The following is a 12,306-nucleotide window of genomic DNA, read 5'->3' as shown; positions in this document are numbered from 1 at the left end:
GTAACCCAACTCGTCCATCAGTGGGAACTAGACAAGGCGCTATAGGCTTATATACGGCCCATTCTACAGCCATGGGTCATTTAGTTAAAAGCTTTAAATAAATGATACCCTGATTTTGGGGTTACGTTCTTGGGCTGTAGAACGTTACCTCAAAATCGGGGCCAGCAAGCGACAGCGCGGTAGCCTGAATAAAGTGTACAAAATGATAGTGCCTGAAATACTGGTATGAAAGCAGCGTCGAGAAAAACTTGACACATACAGAAATAATTCGCTGTTGACAAAATACCTATTGGGGTATAATATGGTAAGCACAGTGGGGATTAAAAAGGTTAATTCGCATTGAAAGGAGTGTGTTGCATGCGATACGATGACCAAATGAAAAACCGGATGAAGCGAATTGAGGGACAAGTTCGCGGATTATTAAAAATGATGGAAGATGAAAAGGATTGCCGCGATGTTGTGACGCAAATGTCTGCGGTAAGAAATGCAATTGATCGCACGGCTGCATTAATTGTCAGTAAGAATCTCGAGCAATGCATTCGCGATGAAAAACAAGCCGGCGAAAGCTCTGAAGACATTATTAAAGAAGCGGTTAATCTGTTGGTTAAAAGCAGGTAGGTTGACAATTTGTTTTGGCATCTTTAAGATAAAAACTGGGTTAGTTGAGCAGTACATTAACCCAATTTTTTATTGAAAATTTAATACCTGTACGGGTATATGTATTAAGCGAATAGAGTAGTCAACAGGTACCCAAAAGGTAGTAAATAAAACCGTGCTGTGGGCTATATTCGTGCGGGGATATATTTCGTAGCGAAGGAGGAGGTGACAATATGCATATTAAAGCGAATGAAACGTTAGATGCAAAAGGGCTTGCATGTCCAATGCCAATTGTCCGGGCAAAAAAAGCGATCGCAAAGCTTCAACCCGGCCAAGTGATTGAAATTCTGGCAACAGATAAAGGATCGACCGCCGATATGAAGGCATGGGCGAGTAATACTGGACATCAATATTTAGGTACAGTTGCAGATGGTGATGTATTAAAACATTATTTGCGTAAAGCGAGTGAGGCAGAAGCTGTGAATGAATCCAAACACAAGAACAACATCGATCTTTCAACACTTCAAAACAATTTGGCTAATGAATCGATTTCTATAATTGACGTTCGTGAACCGGCGGAATTTGCGTTTAGTCATATACCAGGTGCGATCAACATACCCCTTGGGGAATTGGATGAACGTATGAAAGAAATAGATAACACCAGAGAATTGTATATTATTTGCCGTACTGGTAACCGCAGTGACTTGGCGGCACAAGAATTAACCAAAAAAGGATTTACAGGCGTGAAAAATGTGGTACCGGGCATGGCCAAATGGAATGGCCCGATGGAAACAGAGAACTAACTAACAATTTATTGGGAGGAATTTTACATGGCTAATACAAAAGTAGCAATTATTGCAGCAAATGGTGAATTATTCGACGCGTACAAGGTGTTTAATATCGCAACAGCGGCAGCGGCGTCTGACGCGGAAGTAGGGATTTTCTTTACGTTTGAGGGATTAAATTTAATTCATAAGGAAGCCCATAAAAACCTTCCATTACCTGAAGGAAAAGAGCATTTTGCAGAAGGTTTCAAAAAGGCGAAGGTTCCATCCATTGAGGAATTGGTAGGGATCGCACAAGAAATGGGTGTTACATTAATTGCTTGTCAAATGACGATGGATGTCATGAATCTTGATAAAGATGCCTTTGTTGATGGTATTGAAGTAGGCGGGGCTGCAACATTTATTGAATTCGCGAAGGATGCGAATATCTCATTGTCTTTTTAATGGAGGAGGATACAAGTGGTAAAAACAATTTCGACTAAGGAATTGGCCCAAAAAATAGTCAATCAGGAAAACACGTTCATTCTGGATGTGCGAAATACGGATGAGTTTGACAATTGGAAAATAGAAGGAAGAAACATGGAAGTCCTTAACGAACCCTACTTTAATTTGTTAGATGGAATTGATCCTGTGGCTGATAAGCTGAGAAAAGATCAGGAAATGATTGTTGTCTGCGCAAAAGGCGGTTCTTCTGAAATGATCGCGGATATGCTTCGTGACGCAGGCTTTACCAAGGTGTTTAATCTTGAAGGCGGCATGAAAGCTTGGGGTGAGTACCTGCAACCAGTGAAAATTGGAGACTTACATGATGGGGGAAGTCTTTATCAATTTGTGCGGTTGGGCAAAGGATGTTTATCTTATTTCATCGAATCAAATGGCGAAGCGGCAGTTATCGATGCAAGCCGGATGACGGATGTATATGAAACTTTCGCCAACGAACATGATGTCAACATCAAACATGTGCTGGACACCCACTTACATGCCGATCACATTTCCGGTGGCCGTATGCTTGCTGAAGCGACAGGCGGAACGTATTACTTGCCGCCAAAAGATGCGGCTGACGTGACATTTGATTATAGGCCATTGGTAGAGGATAAGGACATTATGGTTGGCAATACGTCGATTCAGATCCATCCAATATACTCCCCAGGGCATACGATTGGCAGTACGTCATTTATTGTTGACGATACGTATCTGTTAACAGGAGATATCCTATTTGTTCGTTCGATCGGTCGCCCCGATTTGGCTGGGTTAGCTGAAGATTGGGTGGATGATCTTCGTGATACGCTTTATTCACGATATAAAAACCTGTCAGCTGATTTAATCGTATTGCCTGCCCATTATTCATTTGCTGAGGAACTAGGTAAGGGTGGCCGGGTATCGGCTCGCTTGGGCGATCTATATCAGCGGAATGAGGGATTGCGAATTGATAATGAGGACGATTTCAGAAAAATGGTTACTGAAAACCTGCCACCACAACCAAACGCATATGAAGATATTCGTCAAATCAACATGGGTAGACTGAATCCGGAGCTGGAGGAACAAAGGGAAATGGAATCCGGTCCAAATCGTTGTGCAGTAGAAGGATAAGGGAATGAAATATAAGGGGGAAAGATGTAATATATACCCCTGTCGGTAATTCGCATTGAAATCAGAAAATGAAAGGATAGGGACTTAATATGAACGCTGATAAAATGTTAGATGCAACAGGAATATCATGTCCAATGCCGATTGTAAAAACGAAAAAGGTGATGGACGAATTAAACACGGGCGACATATTGGAGGTTCATGCAACAGACAAAGGTGCCAAAAGTGACCTGCCTGCATGGGCAAAATCTGGCGGTCATGAGTTACTGAAAGAAATAGAGGAAGACAGTGTGCTGAAGTTTTGGATCAAAAAAGGATAAAGGAGACCCCTAAGCTGGGTCCCTTTTGCTCTAAGGAGATGAGATAAAATGGACTATAGTATCATGTTTATCATTGCCATTTTTCTAATTGGGTTTATTGGATCCTTTATCTCCGGGATGGTTGGAATTGGCGGTGCGATTATTAACTATCCAATGCTATTGTATATACCCGCAGCCTTAGGGTTTGCAGGCTTTAGCGCCTATGAAGCTTCGGGCATTACTGCTGTCCAAGTGTTTTTTGCAACCGCGGCTGGTGCGCTTGCTTATCGTAAGGGCGGCTATTTGAATAAAACCATTATTGTTTATATGGGTATCAGTGTTTTAATTGGCAGTTTTCTAGGCGGCTTTGTCTCATCATATATGTTGGAATCAGGGATAAATATTGTCTACGGGATATTAGCTCTATTGGCGGTTGTTATGATGTTCTTGCCCAAAAAAGAAAACGAGGGAACGTTTGATAGCAGTAAATTCAATCGTTGGCTTGCTGCTGCCATTTCATTAATCGTCGGGGTTGGTGCTGGTATAGTTGGTGCCGGGGGAGCATTCCTGTTAGTGCCCGTGATGTTAACGATCTTGAAAATACCAACAAGGGTTACGATTGCATCCTCGCTAGCGATTACATTTATTTCATCGATTGGTGCCGCATCAAGTAAAATGCTGACCGGTCAAGTATTAATCGTGCCTGCAATCGTGATGATTATGGCCAGTTTACTTGCCTCCCCTTTAGGTGCAAAAGCAGGCAAGCGGATAAACACCAAGTACCTTCAGTGGATATTAGCTGTTTTAATTGTAGGAACGGCAATCAAAGTTTGGTGGGATATTATCTAATTCAACATACATGGGGTGTTTAGGAGGTGTTAATTTGGGAATCATACAATGGATTATTCTTGTTGGCATATTAGCATTTGCCATCAAGCAATTCATGCCAGTAAAAGGTGTATCGCAAATGACTGTAGCGGATGTAAAAAATAAACTTAAAGATACCAATGTGCAGTTCATTGACGTGCGGACACCACAGGAATATCGATCAAATCATCGTAAACCATTTAAAAATATTCCATTATCACAATTGGCCAGCCAAACAAACAAGCTTGATGCAAATAAAGAAGTTGTTGTCATTTGTCAAAGTGGGATGAGAAGTATGAAGGCAGCAAAAGTTCTCAAAAAACATGGGTTTGATCATGTGATAAATGTAAAAGGTGGTATGAATGCCTGGGTATAAGAAGGAAATATTGATCTGGAATGCGTTGTTCTTTAACTAAACAAGGTAAAATATAGATCCAATAAAGCCCCCATTAACCAATCGGGGGGAACACTGACCTTGGGGTGCGATTTAATAACCAGGATAATGCAACCGATCAGCGCTGGACGATGGAGGCGCAGAAATTTATAATGGAAAGAAAGGGGGGCATGTATGAGTGATAAGCGATTTGATCCAAAGAAAGCAGCATCATTATTTAGGGATGAACGTAAAGAAATGTTACCGCCTGAAAAGATTATCAATCATTTACAAATAAATACACACGATAATGTGGCCGACCTTGGTGCAGGGAATGGCTATTTTGCTATCCCTATTGCCAAACGTACAAAGGGCAAGGTTTACGCAGTTGATGTCGAACCAAAAATGCTCGCGATGTTACAAGAAAACGCAACAAAAGAAGGTGTGGATAACATCGCGTATGTGGAGAGTAACCTGGATTATATTCAACTGGCTGATAATGCCGTAAATAAAATAATCATTGCTTTTGTCATGCATGAGGTACCTGATGTCAACCAGACCCTAAGTGAAATAAAACGGATTTTAGAACCAGATGGGCACATGCTTATACTTGATTGGGAAGCGGTTGAAACAGAATCCGGCCCACCGATTCATCATCGAATTTCATCCATTGAAATGAAAAAGATATTGGAGCAAAATGGTTTTACCGCTGTTTTTATCGACATTAATCCGGAAAATTACGGGGTACTGGCAGTCCCAAAATAAATGAGAAGGAGATGGATGATTATGTTTCATTATACAGTGGAAACAACAAAAACAATCCCGGAAGCTATTCAATCATTGGAAGACAGTTTAAAGCAAGAAAAATTTGGTGTGCTTTGGAAGTTGGATATCCAGGATACGTTAAAGTCAAAAGGGTTTGATTTTGATCCATCCTACCATATATTAGAGGTATGCAATCCGAACGAGGCGCATAATTTGTTAACGGAGAACAAATTGGTAGGGTACTTACTACCATGCAAAATAGTTGTCTATGATGATCAGGGCACGACAAAAATCGGAATGCCAAAGACAATAGCATTGATGCAGTTGACGGAAGACGAATCAGCTATCGAACAGGCAAAAAGCATCGAAAAACGATTGATTACATGCATTGATGCTGCGAAATAATGTCAATCTTTAAAAACGGAGGAAATGGAAATGAAAGAAATGACGACAAATGAATTAGCAGACAAAGTAAAAGCGAAAGAAGACATTGATATTATTGATGTGCGTGAAGATGAAGAGGTTGCACAGGGGAAAATACCCGGCGCACGTCATATTCCGTTAGGAGAACTACCTGACCGTCTTGTGGAACTTGATAAAGATAAACATCATTATCTGGTTTGCCGATCCGGTGGTCGAAGTGGCAGGGCGTGCCAATTTTTACAGGCAAAAGGCTATGACGTTACCAATGTAGCTGGCGGCATGCTCGATTGGAAAGATGAAGTGGAACTGTAACGGTTATATGGGGACAGTCTTCTATTACGCTAAGACGATAGCATGTAATAGGAGTCTGTCTTCATTTTTGTTCAATTTTCCACCTTTCATCAAATTTTCACATTCATGATGTAACGTATAAGGTAGGTTGAAATGGAGGAATGTGTATGGCAATAGCTAGTAAATTGATGACCATTGGCGTGGTTGTCTTCAGTTTGGCAATTGGCATTGTGACATTTTATATATTTAGTCAGGCGCCAAAGGATCAAAAAGGTCATTATATTGGGGAATTGGTTTCGCAAATGGTTAACTTTGTAATTTTTATGTGGATAGGAAAAGTCCTTTTGCATTTTTCTATTTTCGTTACCGATCCACTGGCAATATTAGCATACCCAAGTGATTCAAGCGCATTTTACTTTGCAGTTTTGTGCATTGCGTTTCTTCTGTTATATAAGTCCAGTAAACGCAAGATTGATATCTTAGGTGTGATTGGAGCCTTTTTACCAGTTTTTCTTATTGCATCCTTTACGTATTCGTTCATTCAACTTGTGTGGAACCATCATACATATGCATTTGGACAGCTTATACTACTAATGATTCTGGCTGCAGCATGGCTCGGCATGCCTGAACGTCTTTTGGTCAGGACACAAATCTTTCTTCTGTTAACAGGATGGACAGCAGGTGTGTTGCTTTTATATGTTTTTCAACCGTATGTAACTGTTTTTGGTTATATTGTGACGCCATGGTTTGTTGGTTTATTTTATATCATAAGTGTTGTGATCACTTTATGGAATCGGAAGGAGAGGGAATAACATGGGTGGAATTGAAACAGATACGATGTTGATTGTTGGCATGATGCTGGCGGTTGGTGCAGGTGCATTATCTTTTTTGTCACCATGCGTACTACCAATTTTCCCGGCATATTTATCGTATATTACTGGAGTGAGTGTGAAAGATTTGCAAGGCAAGCATGATGCAAAAATCCGGGGGAAATTACTAAGTCATGCTATCTTCTTCTTACTTGGGGTTTCTGTAGTATTTATCAGCTTGGGTGCGGGGGCATCGTTCTTAGGGAAATGGATACAGCAATTACTGATTGGTGAATCCGGTTTGTTTATTCAGCGGATTGCTGGTATTTTCATTATTGTGATGGGATTGTTTATTGGTGGGTGGCTAAATATCACTACCCTAATGAAAGAACGACGGTTTCACTATTCGAAAAAACCGGCTGGATATATCGGTACATTTTTTGTCGGGCTGGGGTTTGCGGCTGGATGGACGCCATGTATTGGACCTATATTTGGTTCAATACTTTTACTTGCAGCAAGCAATCCAGGCCAAGGAATGTTTTACACCATCATGTACGTTGTTGGTTTTGTTCTGCCATTTATTATTTTAACGTTCTTCCTTGGCTCCACAAGATGGATTGTTCGTCATAGCCAGGTGATTATGAAAATTGGGGCAGTAATTATGATTATTATGGGTCTCGTTTTGTTCTTTGGCCAAATGCCTCGTATTACGGAGTTTTTACTGGAGCTAGTGAAAGACACTTGGTTATCAAGATTAGGATAACAGCGGAGGGAAATATCTGTGAAGAAGTTAATTTTGATTATCATTATAGTAGGCATGGTCGGCTATGCTACCTATGAATTTATGAATTCCAGCTCGTCTAAAGAAGATATGGCCGATACGAACGGTGGCGCAATGATTACTTCGCCACCCGCCGATGAGGATAAAGCAAAGGAATCCGACCGTACCGGACTTTCTAAAGGAGATATGGCCCCTGATTTTGAATTGGAAACGTTGGATGGTAAGACGGTTCATTTATCTGACTTTAAGGGAGAGCGTGTACTGGTGAATTTTTGGGCAACCTGGTGTCCACCATGCCGGGCAGAAATCCCTGATTTAGAGAAACTTTATCAAAACAAGGATGTAACGATTTTAGCGACAAACTTAACGATGTCCGAGGAAAATGAGAATAAGGTTACCGATTTTGTAGATGAGTTTGGAATGTCTTTTCCCGTGTTAAAGGATTCTGATGGAGATGTTTCAGCAACCTATCAAGTGCAAGCATATCCGACCTCATACATGATTGATTCTAACGGTCGGATCCAGTTTATTCAACTTGGACCGATGAATTATGATCAAATGGTTCAAGAGTTAGAAAATATGAAGTAACTTTCATGAAAGAGGGGTATGAATGAAAAAAGCGATCATTATTGTTGTATTAGTTGGCATGTTTGGCTGGGCTGTGTACGATTTTGCGGGCCGGTCGAATGATACAACTAATTCAGAGCAAGAGCAAATAAATCATGAAGAAGAATCAGATCATACAAAGGCGGAGGATGATAACCATACCAACGGAGATGATGAGGGATCGGATTACAGAGTAGCGGACGATACGATCACCCCTGATAATGCGAAAGTTGGTTTGGAGCAAGGAGATGCTGCACCGGATTTTGAATTGCAAACACTAAACGGTGAAAAATCACGGCTGTCCGATTATCGTGGACAGCGCGTCTTGCTTAACTTTTGGGCGACTTGGTGCCCTCCATGCCGTGCTGAAATCCCTGATTTAGAGAAGTTTTATAAGAATAACGATGTGGTTGTCTTATCAGTTGATCTGACCGAAACCGAGTCAAATCTTGATGAAGTGAAAAACTTTGCTGACGAATTTGATATGACCTATCCGGTTCTGTTAGATGAGCATAGTAAAGTAGCTAGTGTGTATGGTATCCAGCCAATCCCTACATCGTACATGATTGACTCCGACGGTATTATCCAGAACAAGGCATTTGGTGCGCTAACCTACGACATGATGGTAGAAGGTTTGGAGAGGATGCAATAATGCCGGGTTTTTCGTACAATATGGGAGAGGTGATCAGGTGAAACAAACCATACTAGTTGTAGAAGATGATCGCATGATCCGGGAGCTTATTGTAATTTATTTAGAAAAAGCAGGTTTCGACGTGGTAGAAGCTGCTGATGGGGAATGTGCAAAAGAAATGTTTTTAACCCACCATCCATGCTTGTTAATACTGGATTTAATGCTGCCAAAAATAAGCGGTGAAATGCTTTGCAACTGGGTACGGGATCAAGAACGCAATGAAGTATCGATCATTATGGTATCAGCTAAAACGAATACAGCGGATAAAATTAATGGATTGAAGATTGGTGCGGATGATTACTTGACGAAACCATTTGACCCGGATGAGCTGGTTGCCCATGTTGAAGCAGTTTTGCGAAGGACGGGACAATATTGTCAAAAACTTGTCTCCAATGGGTTATGTATCAAACCGCGAAAAGGAGAAGTGGTGTTGTTTGATATGCCGCTTCATTTGACCAAGCATGAATTTAATCTGCTCTATTATTTTATGGAACATCCAAACACCGTCATCACCCGGGAAGATCTGATCCAACAACTCTATCCATATGTCGATAAAACGGTATTAGACCGAACGATAGATGCCCACATCAAGAAGCTCCGGCGAAAAATCGAGGATAACCCGGCTTCTCCTAAAAGGATTCAGACAGTTCGTGGAATGGGGTATAAATTTGTCCATGCATAAATTAAAAAAACGCTGGCTGCCAAGTAAGTTTTTATGGCGGTTAACATTAACAAATATTATTATTATCGCTTTTTTTATTGGGCTGAGCAGCTGGGCAATTTATAATACTGCCTGTTTTTTGGCTGATGGGATGGGGGCAATGAATCCTAATAAACAAAGCCAATTTGATTCGACTCTTTTTCAATATTTATGGATATTTAGTATATCAGCGATTTTTATTGGCAGTTTAATTCATTTCTATTTGACCAAGGAATTGATCCGTCCGATCCGTCAGCTCATCGAATCGACAAGGCGCATGAAGCAAGGTCAGTATCCTGATCCTATTCAGATAAAATATATGGATGAAACTGGCGAACTGGTTGGCCATTTTAATGATCTTGTTCAACAGTTGAAACATAATCAACAGCACCGGCAGAAGCTTGTATCTGATTTGTCGCATGAGATTCGCACGCCGCTGGCAAATTTAAATGGGTATTTAAGTGCCTTGAAAAATGGTGTGATTACTGGCGACCAACAGCTGTATCAATCTCTTTATGATGAAGTAACCAGGCTAACACACATGGTTGAACAACTTGATCAGCTGAAGGAATGGGACTACCGGGCACAACAAACATTTTCAGAAAAAGCATCAACCGATTTGGCTCTACTACTTGAGCAAACAGTGAACATGTTTCAATGGGCCTTGAAACGAGCCGGTATTAAGTGGGAAGTCCGAACCGTCAGCGGGATGGCAATGATTAATGACGAAGCAATCTCTCAGGTAATTAGTAACTTAATCGATAATTCGATTCGTTACTATGAGGGAAACGAGCCGATGGTGTTGAAGGGAGAACCGTATCAAACGGAATATAAGATTTCGGTCACAGGCCCCGGTAAAATAATCCCCGATGCAGACCAAGAACGAATCTTTGAACGTTTTTATCGTGTGGATTCGTCCCGCACGCGTGATACAGGTGGTACTGGACTCGGTCTTGCCATTGCTAAAGAAATTGTGGAACATCATAACGGTACCATTGGTATGCAATCAACCAGTCATGTTCATACATTTTGGTTTACCCTCCCTTTATCCTGCCGCTAATAAAGTGAAATGTCATTACGTTTAGTGGTTGGATGTTTTGTGTGTTTGGATTTTACAGGACTTTAATATGTAAACACGATTTAACAAACCATCATGGAAAACCCTCCCATGGTGTTATTTCCCTTCTCATAAATTCAATAATATAAGTATAAATGTGAAAATTTGTTGAAAGTTATTGTTAAGATAAAATTTTGGTTTGTCCTCAGAAAATTGGGGTGACGATTTAGGGTGCATAGCTTGCCAAAGCTTGACTAAAATCCTGAAAATCCATTCCAATTTACGGTAACTGTTCCTTATACTGGATATGATTATATGCTGAAAATAGGAGAATGATTTAAATGAGGAAAGGACATCTCATAGAACTCACATTTATTGGAATGCTCTTGTTTGGATTTGGGCTGCCACATACAAGCAGTGCTGAAGAGATGCAAACTGCTCATGCTCATGTCACCAATACAACCAGTATCCAACCGATTGATCCAAATAAACTTATCAATCGATTTATTTATAATGCCGGCTTTGATTTTACTTATCCCGATGCGGTTAGAGGTATTTATGTAACCGGACCGTCTGCTGGTGGAAGCAGGTTTAAATCCTTGGTCAAGTTGGTTGAAACTACGGATTTAAATACGATGGTCATCGATATCAAAGAAGACCATGGCAATATTACGTTTACCCCGGAAAAAGGATCGCCCTATGAAAAAGCAGCTAAAAATTACATTGACGATCCCAAGAAAATGCTGAAGTATCTGGAGGAAAAAGATATTTATCCCATCGCCAGGATTGTGGTGTTTAAAGATTCCGTTTTGGCAAAAGAGCACCCGGAATTATCATTCAAGGAAAATGGGAATGTTTGGACGAATGGCAAAGGGGAAGCGTTTGTCAATCCCTTTAAGAAAGAGGTATGGGAATACAATGTGGACCTTGCCAAACAGGCTTTAGCGTTTGGCTTTCAAGAAATACAATTTGATTATGTACGTTTCCCGGAAGGATTCGAGCATTATGATAAGAAGCTTCAATATAGTCAAGGGGAATATAAAAATCTTGATATGAAGAATGAAAAGCGTCGTGTCAAGGCTGTCACCGATTTTGTCAAATACGCAAAAAAAGAATTAGCGAACTACGATGCGAAGGTAGGAGTCGACATTTTTGGTTACTCAGCCACCATTGAAGAGGCGCCGGGAATTGGGCAGAACTTCACAAATATTGCCGACAATGTTGATGTCATATCGTCAATGATTTATCCAAGTCACTGGTCATCATATTTTGGCATTGACTTACCTGATAAGCATCCATATCAATTGGTTACATCATATGCGAAGGTAGAAAACGAGGTATTGGGCAAGCTGGCTAATCCGCCAATTTCAAGACCATGGATTCAAGATTTTGATGCACCTTGGCTTTATGATGGCGAACCAACCCATTATGGTAAAAGAGAGGTGGAAGCACAAATTAAGGCCTTGCAGGAAAATGGCATTAATGAATTTTTAGTCTGGAACGCGGGTAATTCGTACACAAAGAATGTGGATTATACGCCATAAAGGGCAACTTGATTTTTGGCGGGCGGGTTCCTTTCTCCTACTGAATCAAGAGGGCAAAGGCTAAAGTCGGAGGTCTGCGTTTTCGCTCCTTTTTGACCTGCATCCTGCATGACTTAACAGAATCGGGCCAA

Annotated in this window: 17 protein-coding genes; all 17 read left to right on the top strand. The window is 40.8% G+C overall.

The genetic code is table 11. The features are described from left to right. Nucleotides 1–357 precede the first annotated feature (357 nt). The gene (locus tag WMZ97_RS04070) at nucleotides 358–618 is read left to right on the top strand and encodes a metal-sensitive transcriptional regulator (RefSeq protein WP_343270780.1); all 261 of its coding nucleotides are present in this window, start codon (nucleotides 358–360) and stop codon (nucleotides 616–618) included. 212 nt (nucleotides 619–830) lie between these two features. After that, nucleotides 831–1,400: a sulfurtransferase TusA family protein gene (locus WMZ97_RS04065; protein ID WP_343270779.1), complete on the top strand. Its 570-nt coding sequence runs from the start codon at nucleotides 831–833 to the stop codon at nucleotides 1,398–1,400. 27 nt (nucleotides 1,401–1,427) lie between these two features. After that, nucleotides 1,428–1,826: a DsrE/DsrF/DrsH-like family protein gene (locus tag WMZ97_RS04060; protein WP_343270778.1), complete on the top strand. Its 399-nt coding sequence runs from the start codon at nucleotides 1,428–1,430 to the stop codon at nucleotides 1,824–1,826. Nucleotides 1,827–1,841: 15 nt separating this feature from the next. Next, nucleotides 1,842–2,972 carry an MBL fold metallo-hydrolase gene (locus WMZ97_RS04055; protein WP_343270777.1) on the top strand — a complete coding sequence of 377 codons (1,131 nt, stop codon included), beginning with the start codon at nucleotides 1,842–1,844 and terminating at the stop codon, nucleotides 2,970–2,972. A gap of 89 nt (nucleotides 2,973–3,061) precedes the next feature. Further along, nucleotides 3,062–3,289, top strand: a complete 228-nt coding sequence (locus WMZ97_RS04050) for a sulfurtransferase TusA family protein (RefSeq protein ID WP_343270776.1) — start codon at nucleotides 3,062–3,064, stop codon at nucleotides 3,287–3,289. A gap of 48 nt (nucleotides 3,290–3,337) precedes the next feature. Beyond that, nucleotides 3,338–4,117 (top strand): sulfite exporter TauE/SafE family protein, encoded by a 780-nt coding sequence (locus WMZ97_RS04045; protein ID WP_343270775.1) that lies wholly within the window; start codon nucleotides 3,338–3,340, stop codon nucleotides 4,115–4,117. Between the two features lie 10 nt (nucleotides 4,118–4,127). Further along, a complete protein-coding gene (locus WMZ97_RS04040) occupies nucleotides 4,128–4,511 on the top strand; it encodes a rhodanese-like domain-containing protein (RefSeq protein WP_343270774.1) in 384 nt (127 codons plus the stop codon). A 192-nt stretch (nucleotides 4,512–4,703) separates the two neighbouring features. Further along, nucleotides 4,704–5,273, top strand: a complete 570-nt coding sequence (locus WMZ97_RS04035) for a class I SAM-dependent methyltransferase (RefSeq protein WP_343270773.1) — start codon at nucleotides 4,704–4,706, stop codon at nucleotides 5,271–5,273. A 21-nt stretch (nucleotides 5,274–5,294) separates the two neighbouring features. After that, on the top strand, nucleotides 5,295–5,678 hold the full coding sequence (locus WMZ97_RS04030; RefSeq protein ID WP_343270772.1) for a DUF302 domain-containing protein: 384 nt from the start codon (nucleotides 5,295–5,297) through the stop codon (nucleotides 5,676–5,678). A gap of 30 nt (nucleotides 5,679–5,708) precedes the next feature. Beyond that, entirely contained in the window at nucleotides 5,709–6,008 is a 300-nt protein-coding gene (locus tag WMZ97_RS04025; RefSeq protein WP_343270771.1) for a rhodanese-like domain-containing protein, read from the top strand. Between the two features lie 146 nt (nucleotides 6,009–6,154). Then, nucleotides 6,155–6,799, top strand: a complete 645-nt coding sequence (locus tag WMZ97_RS04020; RefSeq protein ID WP_343270770.1) for a hypothetical protein — start codon at nucleotides 6,155–6,157, stop codon at nucleotides 6,797–6,799. Between the two features lies 1 nt (nucleotide 6,800). After that, nucleotides 6,801–7,559 carry a cytochrome c biogenesis CcdA family protein gene (locus WMZ97_RS04015; RefSeq protein WP_343270769.1) on the top strand — a complete coding sequence of 253 codons (759 nt, stop codon included), beginning with the start codon at nucleotides 6,801–6,803 and terminating at the stop codon, nucleotides 7,557–7,559. 18 nt (nucleotides 7,560–7,577) lie between these two features. Beyond that, complete coding sequence (locus tag WMZ97_RS04010; RefSeq protein WP_343270768.1) at nucleotides 7,578–8,165, top strand: TlpA family protein disulfide reductase; 588 nt, start codon at nucleotides 7,578–7,580, stop codon at nucleotides 8,163–8,165. A gap of 22 nt (nucleotides 8,166–8,187) precedes the next feature. Continuing rightward, entirely contained in the window at nucleotides 8,188–8,835 is a 648-nt protein-coding gene (locus WMZ97_RS04005; RefSeq protein ID WP_343270767.1) for a redoxin domain-containing protein, read from the top strand. 37 nt (nucleotides 8,836–8,872) lie between these two features. Then, a complete protein-coding gene (locus WMZ97_RS04000) occupies nucleotides 8,873–9,556 on the top strand; it encodes a response regulator transcription factor (RefSeq protein ID WP_343270766.1) in 684 nt (227 codons plus the stop codon). Next, nucleotides 9,549–10,634 (top strand): sensor histidine kinase, encoded by a 1,086-nt coding sequence (locus tag WMZ97_RS03995; protein ID WP_343270798.1) that lies wholly within the window; start codon nucleotides 9,549–9,551, stop codon nucleotides 10,632–10,634. Before WMZ97_RS04000 ends, WMZ97_RS03995 begins: the two co-directional genes overlap by 8 nt. Before the next feature lie 338 nt (nucleotides 10,635–10,972). Further along, complete coding sequence (locus WMZ97_RS03990; protein ID WP_343270765.1) at nucleotides 10,973–12,175, top strand: putative glycoside hydrolase; 1,203 nt, start codon at nucleotides 10,973–10,975, stop codon at nucleotides 12,173–12,175. Nucleotides 12,176–12,306: the final 131 nt, after the last annotated feature.

The organism is Lentibacillus songyuanensis (assembly GCF_039548255.1).
GTDB lineage: Bacteria > Bacillota > Bacilli > Bacillales > Amphibacillaceae > Lentibacillus_C > Lentibacillus_C songyuanensis.
This window is presented reverse-complemented; position numbering and strand designations above follow the sequence as displayed.